The sequence below is a fragment of the Halobaculum sp. P14 genome, assembly GCF_051195155.1.
In the GTDB taxonomy this organism is placed as follows: domain Archaea; phylum Halobacteriota; class Halobacteria; order Halobacteriales; family Haloferacaceae; genus JBNTKA01.
The window spans coordinates 1-18,029 of record NZ_JBNTKB010000004.1 but is presented as its reverse complement, the minus strand read 5'-3'; the positions used below and the strand labels follow the sequence as shown (position 1 = coordinate 18,029).

Genomic DNA, 18,029 nt, shown 5'->3' with positions numbered 1-18,029 from the left:
ATTCTGGTCTGAGCTGTTCGCGCGTCCGCGGCCCGTCGTCGGGCGGCGCGGGCCGCGTCGGCTGCCGAGTCCGGTGCAGGGGAGACATCTGGTATCAACACACCCACAGATCCCCGACGGCTTATTCAATGGCCAGTTAACGCCCGCTTAACGGCTGATTATGCGGGGAGTGGGCGGCTGAACGGGCCGTTTAATCGAGCGCCTCCGGAGCGGTCGGCGCGAGAAGCAGAAAATTTAGCTGTATTCTGCGTGAGCAAATCACACAGATTGATTACTCGGTTGACCTATTCTCCGCACAATGATCGCTGGTGCGTCACACTACCGCGGCAGCACCGACACTCCGGAGCTCCCGGAGACAGCAATCCACGACGTGTTGCGCAACGAGCGGCGGCGCAGACTGCTCTCGCTGCTCACCGACCGGGCGACCGCGTCCGTGAGCGACCTCGCCGAACGCATCGCCGAACAGGAGTCCGACGAGGTGCCGGCGCCGCGCGACGTCCGGCAGAGCGTCTACGTCTCCCTCCAGCAGACGCACATCCCGAAGCTCGTCAGGCTCGGCATCGTCGAGCAGGACGGGGACGGAATCCGGCTCAGCGACCGCGCGGACGACGTCACCGTCCACCTCGAAGTCGTCTCCGGGTACGACATCGCCTGGAGCGAGTACTACGTCGGCGTCGGCCTGCTCGGCCTGCTGGCCGTGCTCGCCGTGGAGGTCGGCGTTCCGGGGTTCGCCGCGCTCCCGTCGGTGTTGGTCGCGGCGCTGTTTCTCGCCGTCGTCGTCGCCTCCGCGGTCTACCAGACCTGGACGCTCGGCAGCACCGTCTTCCACCGGGCGCGACGCGACGGCGACCGCTGACGGCCAGCGGCCGGGACGACGACCGCTGACGAACACACGACGCGGCGGGTCGCCCCGTCGTGCCGCGGCGGTACGTGGCGCGCCCCGGCGACCGCGCTGACCGAGTGATTCAAGTCCAGTTGCAGGAATCCAACCACAGTGGCAACTTCGTTCGACCTGTTCGGGACGCTCGTGGCGGTCGCGCGGCCCGCCGACCCCGCGACGGCGGTCGCCGACGCGCTCCGCGACCGCGACGTCCCGGTCCCGGACGACTGGGCGGCGGCGTACCGCGAGCCGCACGTCGACGTGCCCGCCGGCGCCGAGTGCTCGCTCGGCCGGCACGTCGCGGCGGCGCTCGACAGCCGCGACGTCGACGTCGCCGAACCGGTCGCCGCGGCCGCCGTCCGCGACGCGTTCGACCGGCCCGTCACCGTCCGCGACGGCGCCCGCGACGCGCTCGCTGCGGCCGCTGACCGCGGCGCCGTCGGCCTGCTGTCGAACTGCAGCGTCCCCGGGCTCCCCGAGCGCGTCCTCGACCGCTGCGGCGTCGGCACGGACCGGTTCGACGCGGTCGTGACGAGCGTTGGGTGCGGCTGGCGGAAGCCGGACCCGCGGGCGTTCGACGCCGTCGCCGCGGCGCTCGACGTCGACTCCGCGGAACTGGTTCACGTCGGCGACGACCCGGACGCGGACGGCGGCGTCGAGGCGGTCGGCGGCCGCGCGGTGCTGCTCGACGAGTCACGGTCGCTTCCGGCCGTCGCCCGGGAACTCCGGGCGGAGGGCGAGCCGTGAGCCTGCCCGCCGCGGCGGCCGTCGCTGTGGCGGCGCTGCTCGACGCCGCCGTCGGGGAGTTCCCGACGCGCACACACCCCGTCGTCTGGTTCGGGGCGGCGGTCGCGCCGTTCGACCGGGAGTGGTCCCGGCCGCTGGCCGTCGGCGTCGCCGTCGCGGTCGCGCTCCCGCTCGCCGCCGCGGTCGCCGTCGCCGGCGTCGTCGCGGCCGCGGGGCGGCCCCACGTCGCGGCCGCGGTCGCCGTCGCGGCGCTCGCGCTGTTCAGCGCGACGAGCCTCCGGATGCTGCTCGACGAAGCCCGAGCCGTCGTCGCGGCGACCGAAGGCGACGTCGACGCGGCCCGCGACCGGCTCCGGTCGCTCGCCGGCCGCGACCCCGCGGGGCTGTCCGCCGGCCAGATTCGGAGCGCCGCCGTCGAGAGCGCCGCCGAGAACCTCGCGGACGGCCTCGTCGCCCCGCTCGCCGCGTTCGCGGTCGGCGCGTCCGTCTCGCTGCCCGTCGCGGCCGGCGCCGCCGCGTGGGTGAAAGCCGTGAACACGCTGGACTCGATGCTCGGCTACCGGTCGAAGCGCGTCGGCACCGCGAGCGCCCGGCTCGACGACGCCGTGATGTGGCTCCCGGCGCGGCTGAGCGCCGCCCTCGTCGCCGCGGCGGCGCTGGACCCCGGTGCGCTCCGGCGGGCGTGGCCGCACGCGTCGACGCCGCCGTCGCCGAACTCCGGGTGGCCGATGGCGACGCTCGCCGCCGCGCTCGACGTGCGGCTGGAGAAGCCGGGCGCGTACGAACTGCCGTGCGGGCCGGCGCTGCCGACCGCGGCGGCGGCGCGACGCGGGATTCACGTCGTCGGCGCCGCGGGGCTGCTGGCGACCGCGCTCGCCGCCGCGGGGGTGGCTGCGTGGCCCTGAGCGACGCCGCCGACGCGGTCCGCGGCGCGCTCGGCTTCCTCACGCGGCTCCGCGTCGGCCACGACGACGCCGGCTGGGCCGCGTTCCGCGGGTCGCCGTGGGCGTTCCCGGCGACGGGCTACGCCGTCGGCGCGCTGCTCGCCGTCCCGGTGGCTGCGGGCGTCGCGGCCGGGCTTCCGGCGACGGTCGGCGCCGCCGCGTACGTCGGCTCGGTGCTGTTGCTCACCGGCATCAACCACCTCGACGGCGTCGCCGACGTCGCCGACGCGGCGGTCGTCCACGGCGACGCCGCCGACCGGCACGCCGCGCTGAAAGACACCACCGTCGGCGTCGGCGCCGCGGCCGCGGTCGGCGTCGCGCTGCTCGCGCTCGGCTTCGGCGCCGTCGGCGCCGCCGGCCTCCCGCTCCGCGTCGCCGCCGCGGTCGTCGTCGCCGCCGAGGTCGGCGCGAAACTCGGGCAGGCCGCCGTCGCCTGCGTCGGCACCGCGACCCACGACGGACTCGGGTCGCAGTTCACCGGCCGCGCCGCCCGCAGCGACCTGCTTCCGGCGGTCGCCGTGGCGGTGCCGGCCGCGCTGCTTTCGGCGCCGTCACCGGCCGCGGCGGGCGCGCTCGCAGGCGCCGTCGTCGGCGCCGGCGCGGTGCTGTGGCGGGTCAGGCGGCTGCTCGGCGGCGTCAGCGGCGACGTGTTCGGCGCCGTCAACGAGGCCGGGCGAATCGCGGGGCTGCACGCGGGGGTGATGGTGTGGACGCTCTCGTGATGTGCGGCGGCCGCGGCACCCGGCTCGACGCCGACGCGGAGAAGCCGCTGTTCGCGGTCGGCGGCGCACCGATGGTCGACCGCGTGTGCGACGCGCTCGCGGCCGCAGACCGCGTCGACGCCGTCTCCGCCGCCGTCTCCCCGCACACGCCCGACACGCGCGACCGCCTCGCAGACGACGACGCGGTCTCCGTGATTCGGACGCCCGGCGACGGCTACGTCGCCGACCTGCAGGCGGCGCTCGACGCGACGGGGACGCCGGTGCTGACCGTCGCCGCCGACCTGCCGCTGCTCGCCGGCGACGCGGTCGACGCGATGCTCGCCGCCGCCGACGGCTCGACGACGGTGCGCGTCCCGGCGGCGCTGAAGCGCGAACTCGGGGTCAGCGTCGACAGCGCCGACAGCGTCGACGCCGGGGACGCCGGGGACGCCGGAGACGCCGCCGGGGGCGACGACGCCGACGCAGCTGCGGCGTGGGTGCCGACGGGCGTCAACGTCGTCGCCGCCGACGGCGACACCGCGGTCCGGAGCTACGACGCGCGGCTCGCCGTGAACGTGAACCGCCGCGCGGACGCCGCGGTCGCCGAACGGCTGCTCGCGGCCCGACGCGCGCCGGCCGGCGGGGAGGTGGCCGATGGACCCTGACGCCGTCCGCGACGCGGCGCGCGTCCCGCACGGCGGCGCCGACGACCCGGACGTCCTCGACTTCAGCGCGAACGTCAATCCGCGGACGCCGCCAGGGACCCGCGAGGTGTACGAGGCCGCCTTCGACGACGCGACCCGGTATCCGAACGACGACGCGCCGGCGTTCCGCGCCGCCGCCGCAGACTACGTCGGCTGCGACCCCGACCGCGTCGTGCCGACGCCGGGCGGCCTCGCCGGCATCCGGCTCGCCATCGAGACCCGCGTCGGCCCCGGCGACACCGTGCTGGTCCCGGCGCCGAGCTTCGGCGAGTACGCCCGCGAAATCGAGCTGCAGGGCGCCGAGCCCGTGTTCGTCCCGCACGACGAACTCCTCGACGCCGACCCCGCCGGGCACGCGATGGCCGTCGTCTGCACGCCCAACAATCCGACCGGTGAGGCGGCCGCCCCCGACGCGCTGCGGGAGTTCGCGGAGCGCTGCCGCGCCGCCGACGCCGAACTGCTCGTCGACGAGGCGTTCCTCGGCTTCACCGACCTCGACTCGCTGGCCGGCGCCGACGGCGTCGTCGTCGTGCGGTCGCTCACCAAGCTGTTCGGGCTCCCCGGGCTCCGCGCCGGCTTCCTCGTCGCCGCCGGCGACCGACTCGCAGACCTGCAGACCGCGCGGCGCGCCTGGAACCTCGGCGCCCCGGCCGCCGCGGTCGGCGCGCACGCGATGCGGCAGACCGAGTTCGTCGCGGAGACCCGGCGCCGCGTCGCCGCCGAACGCCGCCGCCTCCGAGCCGCGCTCACCGAGCGGCACGGCTTCGACGTGGCGCCGTCGGACGCCCCGTTCCTCCTCGTCGACGTCGGCGACCGCGACGTCGACGCGCTCACCGCCGCCGTCAGCGCCCGCGGCGTCGCCGTCCGCGACGCCACGACGTTCCGCGGCCTCGACTCGCACGTCCGCGTCGCCGTCCGGACGCCAGACGACAACGACCGGCTTCTGGAGGTGCTCGCCGATGTCGACGCCGACGTTTGAGGCGACGACGCGCGACGGCGTCCTCCGGCTGCGGCGGCCCGGCACGCGGTGGCTGTCGACCGGCTGGGACGGCGGCTTCGCCGACGCCGACGCGGCGTACAACGTCACGGTCCCGGACGGCTGGCACCGCGACGACCTCGCGGCGTACGTCGACGAACGCCTCGCCGCCGCCGACTTCGACGCCGCGCCCGCGTCCGGGCCGGTGCTGCTCACCGGCGTCGACCAGCGACACGCCCGCGGCGCCCGCTGCGGCCCGGTCGAAGCGGTCGTCACCGCCGGCGTCTCCAACCCCGCCGCGCTCCCGATGACGCCCGCCGGCGGCGACCTCCCGGCCGACTCCGCTGCCGACGCTGACGCCGATGCCGATGCCGATTCCGATGCTGACGCCGACGCCGGCACCGTCAACGTCGTCGTCGGCACGACCCGGGCGCTCGGCGACGCCGCGCTCGCAAACCTCGTCGCGGTCGCCGCCGAAGCCAAGACCGCGACGCTGCTCCACGAAACCGGATTCCCGGGGACGACGACCGACGCCGTCGTCGTCGCCACCGACCCCGACGGCGAGCCGTCGCGGTACTCCGGGAGCGCCACGCGAGTCGGCGCCGCCGCACGCGCCTGCGTCCGCGACGCGCTCCAGGCCAGCCTCGACTCGCGATACCGGGACGCGGAGCCGCCCCGGTCGGTCGAGGACGCGGAGTACGGCGTCGAAACAGCCGTTCGGAGCGACGTGTTCGTTCCCGGAGAGTAAGCGTCCTGAGGGCCGATGCACGAATCGGCGTCCGCCGCGGCCTCTCCAGGAGTTGCGGACGGTGACGCCGACCCCCGCCGGTCGGAGCCGTGTCGGCGTCTACGAACCGGTGACGTTGACCCAGTAATGGGTCTCCCGGTAGGCGTTCGCGACCGTCGAGTTCGCCGGCGGTTCGCCGCGGTACAGCAGGTACGTGAGCCGGAGCCTGGAACCGCTCATCGTCGGCGTCACCCGATGAGGGCTGTACCGCGTCTCGTTGGCCGGAACGGTCAGCTTCAGTTCGCGAAGCCGTTCCTGCTCGGTCACCACCGGCTCTCCGTCTCGCACCGCGACCCTGTTGAGTTCGACTACCACGGTGTACGCGGTGCGCTCGCGTTCGTGGTTGCCGACGCCGACGACGAACGAGTGCGGTTCGCCGACCGTCATCGTCGACGGGTATCCGGACGGCGTCGCGGCGCCACTCGCGTTCTCGGTGAGGAGGTAGAGGTTCGTGTTCCCGTTCGACTGGGGCGCCATCGCCGCGAACGCGACGCTGCTCGCTGCCAGCACGAGGCTGCACGCGAGGAGGACGGTGAGGGCTGTTTCGACGTCCGCCTCCGACCGGCGGAGTCCGGCACGGCCGGCCGATATCCACTCACGCCACGGAACGGCGAACCGCTGTTCGGGCGGGAGCGCGCGCCGTCGACGTGCCGCGAGCAGCGCCGCGACCAGCGTTCCGGAGCCGAGTGCGAGCACGAACGGCAGGAGTCTGACGCCCCACGCCGTGAACCTGAGCGCAATCCCGACCAGCGGCACCGCGACGACGCTCACCACGAACGAGAGGACGACCCGTTCCAGGCCGCTGATACCCTCTGCGCTCGCTCCGGCCGCTTCGGGGTCCGAACGGGACTGCTCGGACAACTGCCGCGGCGCAGCGGCCGATTCGGGGAACAGCGCGGCGACGAACGCGTACCCGGGGACGAACGTGAGGAACGCAGCGCCCAGGACGAGCCGAATCGGCGTCTGACCGAGCGGCTGCACTGCGACGACGACGGCGGTGAGCAGCGTGCTCACGGCGACCAGCGCGAGGTCGACCGGGAACTGCCGGGGCGTGTTCGAGCCGCGGGCGCGCATGATTCGCTTCAATACGGTGTCGGTGAAAAGTGGGTCGGAACGGAACCGGCCGAGGCGGCTCGGCGGACGGTCAGCGAGCGACTTCGCGGAACCTCACGGTGCTTCGCGTTCGTGGCTATCGACCGGTGTGCGTATCGTTGGCAGTCGGAGACGGTAAACCAAGAAATTTAACGCTGGCAGGAAGCGAACACAGATAAGAGGTATGGCCAGTACAACCCCGGCCCCTGACTCCGGCGTCGACGACTCGACCAGGGACACCGACCGGTCGACAGGGGAGACGGGGCATCCGGCCGACGACCTTCTCGTGTCGTCGACTGCTGACGAACAGCCGACGCTGTCTGTCGTCATGCCGACGATGAACGAGGAAGAGGGGGTCGCCGAGTGTATCACGCGGGCCAAGAACGCCATCGCGGAGCTGGAGGTCACCGCAGAAATCCTTCTCAGCGACGCGTCGAGCGACCGGACCCCGGAAATCGGTGCCTCGATGGGCGCCATCGTCCTCGAACCGGACCGTCCCGGGTACGGCTACGCGTACCGCTACGCGTTCGACCGGGCGCGCGGCGACTACATCGTGATGGGCGACGCCGACACGACCTACGACTTCGAGGAGATTCCGAAACTGTTCAGACTCGTCGCCTCCGGCGAGGCGGACATCGCGATGGGAAGCAGGCTTGAGGGGAACATCCGGCCCGGTGCGATGCCGCCGCTTCACCAGTACGTCGGAAACCCGCTGCTGACGAGGTTCCTCAACGCCTTCTACGACGCGGGGGTGAGCGACGCCCACAGCGGATTCCGGCTGCTGTCCCGCGAGGCGCTCGAAACGCTGGACCTCAAAACCGACGGCATGGAGTTCGCCAGCGAGATGATAATGGACGCCGGCGCGAAGGGGCTGAACATCGTCGAAACCCCGATTACGTATCACGAACGGGAGGGAGAAGCCAAACTGGAGAGCTTCCGTGACGGCTGGCGGCACGTGAAGTTCATGCTGGTGAACGCGCCGGGATTCCTGTTTTCGATTCCCGGAATCGTGTCCGGTGCGGCCGGCAGCGTGCTCATGCTCTTCGGCTACCTGAACGCGGTGGTTCTCGGTCAGCCGCTCGGCGTCAACACGCTCATCGCCGGGAGTCTCCTGGTCCTGGTCGGCCACCAAATCGGGAGTTTCGGGTTCCTCTCGGCGGAGGCGGCCGCGCCCATCCGCAGACCGGCGGATCTCATCACCGAGTTCGTCCTCAAACGGTTCACGCTGGAACGAGGCGCGCTCGTCGGCGCGTCAGCGTTCCTCTTCGGGGGCACGCTAGCCGCCTTCCTCGTCGCGCGCTGGGTCGAAAGTGGCTACACACGGCTGCCGCCGACGCCCGAGGTCGTGGTGGCGTTCACGTTCATCGTCCTCGGGATGCAGACGCTCTCGGTGTCGTTCTTCGGGCATCTGCTCTCTCAGAACCGCGACTGACCGGGAGGACCTTTCACTCACATGAAAATCGCGTTCGTCTACGACGCCGTCTACCCGCACGTCACCGGCGGTGCCGAGCGGCGCGTCTGGGAAATCGCGACCAGGCTCGCCGACGAACACGACGTCCACTGGTACGGCCTGCACTGCTGGGACGGGCCGCGCGTCGTCGAACGGGACGGGGTCACGCTCCACGGCGTCATGCCGTGGGACGACCTCTACACGGACGGCCGCCGCTCCATCCGGGAGGCGCTGGAGTTCGCCGCTCGGCTCGCCCCGCATCTCCTCGGAGCCGATTTCGACGTCGTCGACTGCCAACAGTTCCCCTACTTCCCGTGTTTCACCGCGAAGCTGGCGAGCGTCGGCACGGAGACGTCGCTCGTCGTCACGTGGCTGGAGATCTGGGGGGACTACTGGTACGACTACCTCGGACGCAAAGGCGTCGCCGGAAAGTACGTCGAGAAGGCCGTCATGCGGCTCCCGGACTACCACCTCACCGGGACCGACGGCAACAAACAGACGCTGGTGGACGCGGGCGTGAACCCGGACCGCGTCGAAACCGGCGTGCTCGGCGGCGTCGACCTGACCTGGATAGACGGTGTCGAGCCACACGACGAGCAGACCGACCTCATCTTCGTCGGCAGACTCATCGAGGCGAAAGGCGTCGACACGCTCGTCCGTGCCGTCGAACGGCTCCGCGCACGCAACGTCGACGTGACCGCCACGGTCGTCGGCGACGGCCCGGAGCGCGACGCCCTGGAGTCGCTCGCCGAGCGGCGCGGCGTCGCGGACTCCGTCGACTTCGCGGGGCGCGTCGAGAGCGACGAGGAGGTCATCGCGCGGATGAAATCCGCCGCGCTGTTCGTCTACCCGGCGGCGCCCGAAGGCGGCTGGTCCATCAGTGTCCTGGAGGCGAACGCCTGCGGCGTCCCCGCGGTCAGCGTCGCCAGCGGAGAACTCGGGCGAAACGAGGTGGTCGAAGACGGCGTCACCGGGCTGCTGGCCGACGCTCGAAGCCACGAGGAAATCGCTTCGCTCGTCCAGTCGCTCCTGGCGGACGACGACCGCCGGGCGGAACTCGGCGCGAACGCTCGGTCGTTCGCGGAGTCACAGAGCTGGGACGCCATCGCCTCACGGATGGACGGCATCTACGAGTCCATCGGCGACTGAGCGGGCGGGCTCACGAACCAGACTCGACGGTGACGAGTACGCCCTGGTCAGGACAATCGAGGCCGACGAAACGGTCTACGTGTACCATCGGACCGGGTGACGCGCCGGAGCCGAATGCCCCGAAACCGGCGGTGTTGCGGCTCTGCGTCGGCGTGACACTCCGAAAGGAAAATCAGCGTCGGGACGAATGGGTGGGACACTCGTGAGCAACATCGTCCTCCTCACTGCGGACTCGCTCCGCGCGGACCACGTCTCCTCTCACGGATACGAACGGGAGACGACGCCGAACATCGACGCGCTCGCTGACGCGAACACCCAGTTCATGCGAGCGTACAGCCCCAGTTCACACACCCGTGAGTCCGTCGGCTCCATCCTCTCGGGGCGGTACCCCGACGAAGCCATCGACGAGCGCTACGCGTTCGACGCGGAGGGCCTCGCGGAGAAGCTCGACGACCACGCGACCGCGGCGTTCCACTCGAACCCGTTCATCTCGGAGGCGTACGGCTACGACGACGGGTTCGACGAGTTCTTCGACGACCTCCGAATCGGGAGCCACTGGACGATTGCGCTGGCACAGCGGCTGTGGGACATCCTGCGGAACCACAACTACGTCCGCGCCGACGAACTGAACGAGCGGGCGCTCTCGTGGGTGGACTCTCTCGACGACGACGAGGACTTCTTCCTGTGGGTCCACTACATGGACACGCACGGCCCGTTCGAACCGCCGGAGCCGCACCGCAGCGAGTTCTTCGCCGGGTCCGTCGGCGGCCGCGAGGGGCAGCGGCTGTACCGGCGCGCCGCCAAACACCCCGAGGAGGTCACCGACGAGACGCGCGAGATGTTCCTCGACCTGTACGACGGCGAAATTCACTACTTCGACCACCACGTCGACGACCTCGTCGACTCCCTCCGGCGACGCGGCCGCATGGACGAGTCGCTGCTGCTGCTCTCGGCGGACCACGGCGAAGAGTTCGGCGAGCACGGCCAGTACTCTCACCCCGCGGAGCTGTACGACGAACTCACTCACGTCCCGCTCGTCGTCAGCGGCCCGGGGTTCTCGGCCGCCGACGTCGACGTCCCGGTTTCGCTCATGGACGTGGTTCCGACTGCGCTGGAGTTCCTCGGCGAAGACGTCGACGGCTACCCCGGCGTCCCGCTTCAGGCCGTCGCGTCCGACCCCTCCGAGTACGCGGACCGCGTCGTGTTCTGTGAGGCGCGCGGCGAGGACGACGACTCGGACGTCCGGCGGTTCTCGGCGCGTCGGCAGGGGAGCGACCCGGTGTTCGTCGAGTGGTCCGTCTCGGACGACGAACTCCTCGGCGTCTCGCCCGCCGACGCGCCCGCCGACCTCCGTGACCGACTCGAGTCGTTCGTGGCCGACAGGATGCAGGCCGGAACCACTCACAGTCCCGAACTGGGCGACGAAATCGACAGCGAAGTCGAGCGCCGACTCGAAGCAATCGGATACAAGGAGTAACGCCGTCGTCGCGGCGCCGCTCGGCCAGGCGAGGACGTCTACCGGAACCGCTCGACGCGCTCCGCGATGAACCGCCGTTCGCGTTCCGAAGGCGGGTCGAGGACCGCGGTAACGCCGAGGTGAAGCGGCGTCGCCAGCGCGACGAACGCGACCACCAGCGGAAGCGACGGCTGAACCGCGGACCTGAACGCGCTCGCACCTGCCGTGAACGCGGCTGCGGCGACGACGACCGTCAGGAGCGTCCTGCGGGAGACGGGTCGGACCCCGTACTCCCTGTACAGCACGACGGAGGCGAGGACGTTGAACGACCCGTACGCCGTCGCTGTCGCGATGGCCGCCCCGACCATCCCCATCGTCGGAACCAGCAGCAGATTCAACACGACGTTGCCGCCTCCGGCGAGCGCCGTTCCCACGAGCACCGCGCGGGTGTCGCCGGTGCCGATGAGCGCTTCGCGGTTCATCCCGAGCACCACGTGCGAGAAGAACCCGAGCGAGATTATCGGCAGCACGTGGGCGCTGGCTGCGTACTTCTCGCCGAACACGCCGACGATTATCTCGCCGTTGAACACCATCAGCGTCAGGAACACGGGGAGCGTCAGGTACGTGATCCACTTCGTGGACAGCAGGAACGTGTCCCGCATCCCCTCGCGGTCACCGTCGTCGTGCAGCGAGGAGAATATCGACAGGAACGGCGCCTCGAACGACCAGATGACGACCAGAAGTAGCCGAGCGACGATGAAGTTCGGGTCGTACAGTCCGACCTCCTCGCTTCCCTGAAACGCCCCGATGAACGCGGTGTCGAGTTCCTCCATCAGCCGCCACAGCGAGGTGACCAGAAGCAGCGGGAGCGAAAACGCGACCAGCGACTTCAGCCGTCCGGCGGCGCCCCTCGACGCCACCGCTCGGACGGAGAGCAGGCCGGTGCTGACGGCGACGTACGCCGATGCGACTGCCGTGACCGTCATTCCGGCGACCCACCCCATCGCCGCCCAGTAGACGGAGCGCATCACGGCCGCCCCGACGACCAACCCCGTGAGCGTCGAGATTCGCATCACCGCCTTGAGCATCACCTCCGCCCGCGGTTCGTTGATTCCCCTCGTTCCGCTTATCGTCAGCCAGTACGCGACGTACAGCGGGACGGTCGTCAGGACCAGCGCCACCGTCTCTGTCGCATCGGGAGACAGGAGCTTCGGGACGAACCAGCCGGTGAGCGACAGGGCCGCGGCGGTGACGACGACCGCCGCCAGCTGCGCGAACAGGAAGCCGCTGGAGAACGCTTCGGCGACGTCGTCTATCCTCGGGAGCGTCCGCGTGATTCCCTCCCGAAGCCCGAACTCGGCGAACAGGATGAGGATGTTCACGACACTGAGCGCGAACACGAAGACGCCGTACCGATCCGGTCCGAGGAGTCTCGCCCCGGCGATGCGCGTTCCGAACGCGAGTGCGAGCGCGAACACGTTCCCGCCCAGAATCAGCAGTCCGCTCGTCGCGAGCGTCTCCTGAGCCGACCCCTCTCCCGTCATCTCAGGAGGCAGTCGAGTTCTCGCGCAGGCAGACGGAGAGCGACCCCCCGGCGGCGATTTTCGACGCGTTCCAGCAGCCGCTTCTCGTGAGTATCAGGTCGCGGCCCGTGCTTTTCACCGCCAACCCCGGAGCGACCTGCGGGACGGCGTGCGTGACGTACTCGTCGCCGGTGAGCGCCCTGTCGAACGACTGGAGCTGTTCGACCTCGGCCTCGGTGAACCGCCAGTCAGTCCCGCCGAACCGCGGGTCGACGTTGTTGCCGAGCGGCGACATCGGACCGACGACGCTGAAACAGAGGAACAGCGTCAGCACCACGACCGTCACGCTCCGGTTCCGGTCGAACTCTCGCCGCCCGACCTCGGCCAGCAGAACCGCCGCGAACAGGGCGAGGACGACGCCGACAAAGTAGTACAGCCGGTACCCGATGTTGAACATGAGGTCCAGGGAGACGAGCAGTACCGTCGGGCCGACGACCGTCACCGCGAGCGCGAGGAGGACGACGTCTCCCTTTCGCCGCCGGAGCGCCGAGAGAACCGCGCCGAGGCCCCCGAACACGCCGAGCACCGCCATCGGGGAGAACGTCAGCAGCATCCCGACCGGCCCGCCCCAACTTCCGGCGCCGATGCTTCGCCCGACCACGTCGTTCTCCGGAAGGAACTTCGGGAGGTTCCCGCTGCCCTCTGCCGACCCACCGCCGGTCGACCCGGACCCACCGCCTGCGTTCCTGTCGGTGTATCCGGAGGAGACGCCGGAGTCCGTGCTGTTGTCGAACCCGGAGCCGAAAATCGCGACCGCGAGTCGGCGGCCTCTCGACGTCAGAATCACGGCGACCGCCGCGACGAACGTCGCCACGGTCGCTTTCAGCGCCGCGGCGAGATTCGGGAATCCGTCGGGCCGCTCCACCTCGTGATACGCCGTGACGACGGTGACGACGCCGACCGCCGTCCCGGCTATCACCAGCGCGTACATGAAGTGGATGAACACGGTGGCACAGCCGAGGACCCCCAGCAGGACGAGAAACCGTCTGTCGCCTCCCTGGATGTACTTTCCGAGGAGGAAGACGACCGAGCAGAACACGAAGATCGCGAGCGACTCCGGTTCGAGCAGCGCCGACGTCCGAAACAGGAGGAAGTGTGCCGACGCGACGACCACCGACGCGAGCGCCACTCTCACGTCGTCGTACAGCGCCGTGGACACGCAGAACACCACGAGCGGCGTGATGGACGCGACGAAGATGACGAGAAACCGCGACCCGAACGGCTGGAGAGCAAGCAGTTCGCGGCCGAGCGCCTGAAACACGAAGTACGCCGCGGCGGTCGAGTACATGTCGCCGCCCGGGATGCTCCCGGTCGCGACGATCGCCTCGACGCGCCGCATCCACAGGTAGTGGTCTATCCCGCTCGTCACGACCGAGATGAATCCGGACAGACGGACGAAAGCGCCAGCGGTGAGCGCCACGAGTATCACCGCCCACCGGTCGCCGCGAGTGAGGTCCCCAGTCAGAACAGCGGCGAGCAGCAGCGTCGCCGCCGCGCCGAACCCTGCGAAGACGTACAGCGGCCGCGGGACCGGTGCGCCGGCGAGGCCGAACCGCGTCGCGGTCACGGCGAGACAGAGCGCGGCCGCGCTGATGACCGTCCGCGCGCGGTAGTCGAACCGACGACTCATGTCACTCCGGTCGCGGCAGGACCCAGTTTAGCCCGTCGCTTCGCGTCGACGGCCGCGTCGTTCGAGCGCCGTTCGTTCGCGACGGTGACGTCGGCGTTCTCTGTCCCCGCCCCGCCGACTGACACGTTCGCCCCGCCCAGGACAGCCCGTTCGGAGACCTGCACCCGCTCTCCGGCCACGACGTACTCCCCCGGGTACGGAACCACGACCGAAAACCGGCTGTTCGCGGACGACTGAACCCTGCGCTCGTACGTGAACGAGGTCGCCCCGACTTCGATTTCGGCTGACGCGGTCACCGTCGAGTTCGCCGGCGCGTCACCGACGATTCTCGCGCCGGGGACGAAGGCGAACGCCTTCACCGCTCCACCGGGGCTCGCGTGGATCAGGCGGAAGTGCGACAGGCCGCCGACGCCGTCGAAGCGACTCCCGTGGTGTCCGTGTAGCCGCGTGTACATCGACTCGTCCGGCGGCGACCCGTCCACGTCGGTCGTAACGACGAAGCCGACCGGGTGGGTTCGGAACGTCGACGACCACGCGCCAGGATTCGTCGAGAGCAGGAACTTCTCGTACGTGTCCCGCGCGTACGAGTAGTCCCGCGAGTGGCCGTTCACGAAGTAGTTGTAGATGCGGACGTCCGACCACTGGCTCAGGACGTAGTTCTCCGGGTACTCGATGCGTCGCTCGGACGCGTAGTCATCGATGGCCGTCGCGGTTCGATAGGTGGACTCGTCGACGGTCTGCTGGCTCATCTTGACCGGCGTCTGCACGAACCCGAGACTGGCCACCAACACGAACAGCACCACGACGTACTTCGCTTCCTCTCCCGTCGGCAGTCGGAGCGAGCGGCTCTGCGGCGAGTCGCCCGTCGGCCTCGAACCGCTCTCGCTTCCGAACATCGACGGTCGTGACGTGATTCCCACGCGCGCGGCGAGCGCGACGAACCCGAGCCCGGCGAAGACGGAAACGAACAGCGACAGCGGGCCCAAGAACCGAATCTGGACGACGCTGAGGACGAAGAAGTACAGGGTGAGCGTCGTGACGGCGAGCAACGCCGAGTGGTGCTCGCGGAACACCCGGCGGGCCGCCCACGCCACCCCCGGAACCGCGAGGAAGAACGCCAGCCCGAAGAACAGCACCGGCGCGAAAATCGTCCCGAGGTCGCCGCTGAACAGCGACATGGTCTCCGCAATCTGTCTGGAACTCGTCTGATTCATGTAGATGACGAACTGTTCGACCGCACGCGCGACGTCCGGCACGAACAGCCACGCGAGGGCTCCGCCGGCCAGAGCGCCGGCGACGCTCGCCGCGGCGGCCTCGGACACGGAGCGTCCGAACCGGACGAACACTTCCCCACAGGAGACGACGAGCACGGCGCCCGCCAACAGGAGCGCGGGGGCGAACGCCCGGAACGCCTCGACCCAGCCGAGACCGAAGAACGCGAGGAACGTCAGGAGCGTCGCCACCGCGAGGCCGGCGAGGAGGCCGACGTTCTCTCGGAGCGGTCGCGTGTCGGCACGGACCGACGAAAGCACCAGCAGTTCGGTGTAGATGGCGACCGGGAAGACGAACAGCGGTCCGCCGCGCCAGTTCAGCACCAGCGCCGTAACCCCGACACCGAGCCCCAGGACGCCGAGTTTGGAGACGGACCCGTCACGGTTCGTCGCGAGCGCCACGAGCGAGAGCGCGACGACGGCGATGAACACGTAGTCGAGCGCGTGGTGGTCGCCGAACCCGAGCATCGTCCGGTAGCCGTGAACCGGGACGACGGCCAGCAGAAACACCGCCGACAGGCCGACGCGGACGTCGTCGAAGACGTCGACGGCGATGCGGTACACCAACAGCGCGGAGAACAGCGCGGCGATGGGCGGATACCACGCCAGGACGAGACCCGCGGCCCTGTCCGTTCCGCCGAGCGCCGCGGCGCTCCACCAGGAGAGCACCACGATGAGAACGTCGTGCGCTGCGAGGGAGTCGGGGAGCGACGTCAGCGCGCCGACGTCGAACGCGGACAGGTCGCTTTCGAGGAGCCGCTCGGTCCAGTACCGGTAGAACCACGGGTCGTTTCCGACGAGAACGACGTCGGAGCCGCGGAACACGGCGTTCCACGGCAGCAGGACGCGGACGGCGAGCAAGAACAGCAGTGCGGCCGCGAGGCCGGCGACGGCGGTCCGGTCGACGTCGGGCCGGGAGACGCTCACCGACGAGATTCGGTCAGCGATACCGGCTCCGGCGTCATCGGTCTCGCCGGAGAGCCCGGCTTGCACGGCGTCGCGGTCGGCGAGGCGGTAGCCGTCGTCGGCGGTCACGACGATTCCCCTGTCGACGAGTTCGCCGAACAGACCGGAGTCGACGTCGACGTCCGCGAACTCCCACGGACCCTCCGCATCCGCTTCGAGGAGCTGTTCGAGCGCGCGCTCGCCCCCCGATTTCTCTGCGAGGAAGCCGTCGACCTCCCCGCGAACGTCGGACATGCCCGAGTCAAGCGAAGGTCGGAAGATAAACCCTCCGCGACGGTGTGGCGCTCGCAGTTCGCCTCCACAAAGTACTTAGCTGCCACCCGACCCGTTCGCCGCCTATCCCCGGAATTCCGGTGTGTGAAGGGTTGACGCGCCACGCGACCCACCACAAGACATTTATAACGAGCGGTGTTTCATCAGCCCGTACCCCTACCCATGGTGACAGCAGCTAGTATCCCTCGCCGAGTCCGCTCCGCGGGCGGTCTGGGGCAGGCGTGGGCGAATGGTGATGTCGCCGATGCAGTGCAGATCCGATCCAAACTATGACAGACTATAACGACAAAATCCGCGCGCTGTTCCTGACAGCGCTGATGGTGTTCAGCGTCTTCGCTGGGACCGTCGCGTTCTCAGGCGCAGCAGCTGCTGGTAACTCGAGTACCGCCAGCAGCCTCTCCGTCACACCCAGCACGGTCGCGCCTGGGGAGACGGTCTCAGTCAGTGTAACGACTTCAACTAGTGGAAAAGACGTCGTGTTCGCGATCGACGCGGACAACGACGGCAGCATCCAGTCCGACGAAATCCTCAGCGCCATTCAGGACAACGGCGCAGAGGACACGGACGACAGCGACAACGCTGTCAAGGGAGAAATCACGCTCCCGACTGGCCTCTCTGACGGTACGACGTACACAATCGTCGCCATCGAAGAGGACAGCACCTACGGCAGTAGCAGCACAGAGGACGGCAACGCCGACATCAACACGCCGTTCTCGGTCGCTGGTGCTGACACCTCCGACACCGTGACGGCCGAAACCAGTGCGTCCCCCGGTGCGCCGACGTTCCGGAAGGCGACGCACTACCGTAACAGCACGAACAGCGCCATCATCGAGCTCGCGTTCAACGAGCAGATCAGCAGCTACGGTGGCGTGAATGTTGGCCTGGAAGATGGCTCGGTCGTCTCCATCAGTTCCAGCAATATCTACAAGGACCCGAACGACCCCGCCCAGCCTCCGGCAGCTTCGACTGGTCGGCTGGTCGTCAACACGTCCGGCTCCGTCTACACGGGCATCAAGAACGTCAGCCTGACTGGCACGTGGCAGGACGCCTCGGGCATCGCACCCAGTAGCTCCACCATTAGCGCGACGTTCGCGCCGACTACGGTCGAATCCGACCAGCTCGGTACGTCCACCCCGTACACGACGGTTGAGGGGTACGTTGGCGCTAACGTCGCTATTGAAGCTGGATCTGCCAACACACAGATCAGCATCAATGGTCCGGGCGTCGACCGGAACCGTGGCACCGGCGCTGGTAGCCACGTGTACGTGCTCGACACGGACGACTTCCAGACTGGCAACTACACGATCGCGGTCGGCAACAAGAAGGCCTACCTCGCTCTCTCCGACCTCGGCCTGACGGTCGAGTCCGACGAGAGTTCGTTCACGACCGCGCAGAACGTGACTGGTGTCGTCCAGGCTGA

The 18,029-nt window shown here is 69.8% G+C and carries 15 protein-coding genes; 11 read left to right on the top strand and 4 right to left on the bottom strand.

Features of this window, described 5'->3' with window-relative positions; all coding sequences use genetic code 11:
- Positions 1–298: 298 nt before the first annotated feature.
- From ACQUS7_RS08835 to ACQUS7_RS08805, 7 genes are all read left to right on the top strand, one after another.
- Positions 299–856: a DUF7344 domain-containing protein gene (locus ACQUS7_RS08835; RefSeq protein WP_435146440.1), complete on the top strand. Its 558-nt coding sequence runs from the start codon at positions 299–301 to the stop codon at positions 854–856.
- Positions 857–994: 138 nt separating this feature from the next.
- Positions 995–1,627: an HAD family hydrolase gene (locus ACQUS7_RS08830; protein WP_435146438.1), complete on the top strand. Its 633-nt coding sequence runs from the start codon at positions 995–997 to the stop codon at positions 1,625–1,627.
- The gene (gene cbiB, locus ACQUS7_RS08825) at positions 1,624–2,532 is read left to right on the top strand and encodes an adenosylcobinamide-phosphate synthase CbiB (protein ID WP_435146436.1); all 909 of its coding nucleotides are present in this window, start codon (positions 1,624–1,626) and stop codon (positions 2,530–2,532) included. Before ACQUS7_RS08830 ends, cbiB begins: the two co-directional genes overlap by 4 nt.
- Positions 2,523–3,293: an adenosylcobinamide-GDP ribazoletransferase gene (locus ACQUS7_RS08820; RefSeq protein WP_435126812.1), complete on the top strand. Its 771-nt coding sequence runs from the start codon at positions 2,523–2,525 to the stop codon at positions 3,291–3,293. The genes cbiB and ACQUS7_RS08820 overlap by 10 nt, the downstream gene beginning before the upstream one ends.
- The gene (locus ACQUS7_RS08815) at positions 3,293–3,937 is read left to right on the top strand and encodes an NTP transferase domain-containing protein (protein ID WP_435146788.1); all 645 of its coding nucleotides are present in this window, start codon (positions 3,293–3,295) and stop codon (positions 3,935–3,937) included. Before ACQUS7_RS08820 ends, ACQUS7_RS08815 begins: the two co-directional genes overlap by 1 nt.
- Positions 3,927–4,955 carry a threonine-phosphate decarboxylase CobD gene (cobD, locus tag ACQUS7_RS08810; protein ID WP_435146433.1) on the top strand — a complete coding sequence of 343 codons (1,029 nt, stop codon included), beginning with the start codon at positions 3,927–3,929 and terminating at the stop codon, positions 4,953–4,955. Before ACQUS7_RS08815 ends, cobD begins: the two co-directional genes overlap by 11 nt.
- Entirely contained in the window at positions 4,936–5,700 is a 765-nt protein-coding gene (locus ACQUS7_RS08805) for an adenosylcobinamide amidohydrolase (RefSeq protein ID WP_435146431.1), read from the top strand. Before cobD ends, ACQUS7_RS08805 begins: the two co-directional genes overlap by 20 nt.
- Before the next feature lie 99 nt (positions 5,701–5,799).
- On the opposite strand, the gene ACQUS7_RS08800 is transcribed toward ACQUS7_RS08805, so the two are convergent.
- Positions 5,800–6,813 (bottom strand): DUF1616 domain-containing protein, encoded by a 1,014-nt coding sequence (locus ACQUS7_RS08800; protein WP_435146429.1) that lies wholly within the window; start codon positions 6,811–6,813, stop codon positions 5,800–5,802.
- Between the two features lie 202 nt (positions 6,814–7,015).
- Here ACQUS7_RS08800 and ACQUS7_RS08795 point away from each other — a divergent pair, with 202 nt between their 5' ends.
- The 3 genes from ACQUS7_RS08795 to ACQUS7_RS08785 all read left to right on the top strand — a co-directional run bounded on the left by ACQUS7_RS08795 (position 7,016) and on the right by ACQUS7_RS08785 (position 10,907).
- Entirely contained in the window at positions 7,016–8,263 is a 1,248-nt protein-coding gene (locus ACQUS7_RS08795) for a glycosyltransferase family 2 protein (protein ID WP_435146427.1), read from the top strand.
- 21 nt (positions 8,264–8,284) lie between these two features.
- Positions 8,285–9,430 (top strand): glycosyltransferase family 4 protein, encoded by a 1,146-nt coding sequence (locus tag ACQUS7_RS08790; RefSeq protein WP_435146425.1) that lies wholly within the window; start codon positions 8,285–8,287, stop codon positions 9,428–9,430.
- Positions 9,431–9,617: 187 nt separating this feature from the next.
- Positions 9,618–10,907, top strand: a complete 1,290-nt coding sequence (locus tag ACQUS7_RS08785; protein ID WP_435146423.1) for a sulfatase — start codon at positions 9,618–9,620, stop codon at positions 10,905–10,907.
- A gap of 38 nt (positions 10,908–10,945) precedes the next feature.
- Here the strand turns inward: ACQUS7_RS08785 and ACQUS7_RS08780 are convergent, their stop codons facing one another.
- From ACQUS7_RS08780 to ACQUS7_RS08770, 3 genes are read right to left on the bottom strand one after another with little or no spacing between them, the layout of a single operon-like run.
- A complete protein-coding gene (locus tag ACQUS7_RS08780) occupies positions 10,946–12,430 on the bottom strand; it encodes a flippase (RefSeq protein WP_435146421.1) in 1,485 nt (494 codons plus the stop codon).
- 1 nt (position 12,431) lies between these two features.
- Positions 12,432–14,099 carry a hypothetical protein gene (locus tag ACQUS7_RS08775; RefSeq protein WP_435146419.1) on the bottom strand — a complete coding sequence of 556 codons (1,668 nt, stop codon included), beginning with the start codon at positions 14,097–14,099 and terminating at the stop codon, positions 12,432–12,434.
- Positions 14,096–16,570, bottom strand: a complete 2,475-nt coding sequence (locus tag ACQUS7_RS08770; RefSeq protein WP_435146416.1) for a LamG-like jellyroll fold domain-containing protein — start codon at positions 16,568–16,570, stop codon at positions 14,096–14,098. Before ACQUS7_RS08770 ends, ACQUS7_RS08775 begins: the two co-directional genes overlap by 4 nt.
- Positions 16,571–16,878: 308 nt before the next feature.
- Between ACQUS7_RS08770 and ACQUS7_RS08765 the strand changes: the two genes are divergently transcribed.
- On the top strand, positions 16,879–18,029 hold a 1,151-nt coding region (locus tag ACQUS7_RS08765), incomplete at its 3' end, for a surface glycoprotein (RefSeq protein ID WP_435146414.1).

Coding starts and splice junctions, on each gene's coding strand:
- ACQUS7_RS08835 (WP_435146440.1), top strand. CDS start 299: ATGATCGCTGGTGCGTCACACTACCGCGGCAGCACCGACACTCCGGAG.
- ACQUS7_RS08815 (WP_435146788.1), top strand. CDS start 3,293: ATGTGCGGCGGCCGCGGCACCCGGCTCGACGCCGACGCGGAGAAGCCG.
- cobD (WP_435146433.1), top strand. CDS start 3,927: ATGGACCCTGACGCCGTCCGCGACGCGGCGCGCGTCCCGCACGGCGGC.
- ACQUS7_RS08805 (WP_435146431.1), top strand. CDS start 4,936: ATGTCGACGCCGACGTTTGAGGCGACGACGCGCGACGGCGTCCTCCGG.
- ACQUS7_RS08800 (WP_435146429.1), bottom strand. CDS start 6,813: ATGCGCGCCCGCGGCTCGAACACGCCCCGGCAGTTCCCGGTCGACCTC.
- ACQUS7_RS08795 (WP_435146427.1), top strand. CDS start 7,016: ATGGCCAGTACAACCCCGGCCCCTGACTCCGGCGTCGACGACTCGACC.
- ACQUS7_RS08790 (WP_435146425.1), top strand. CDS start 8,285: ATGAAAATCGCGTTCGTCTACGACGCCGTCTACCCGCACGTCACCGGC.
- ACQUS7_RS08785 (WP_435146423.1), top strand. CDS start 9,618: ATGGGTGGGACACTCGTGAGCAACATCGTCCTCCTCACTGCGGACTCG.
- ACQUS7_RS08780 (WP_435146421.1), bottom strand. CDS start 12,430: ATGACGGGAGAGGGGTCGGCTCAGGAGACGCTCGCGACGAGCGGACTG.
- ACQUS7_RS08775 (WP_435146419.1), bottom strand. CDS start 14,099: ATGAGTCGTCGGTTCGACTACCGCGCGCGGACGGTCATCAGCGCGGCC.
- ACQUS7_RS08770 (WP_435146416.1), bottom strand. CDS start 16,570: ATGTCCGACGTTCGCGGGGAGGTCGACGGCTTCCTCGCAGAGAAATCG.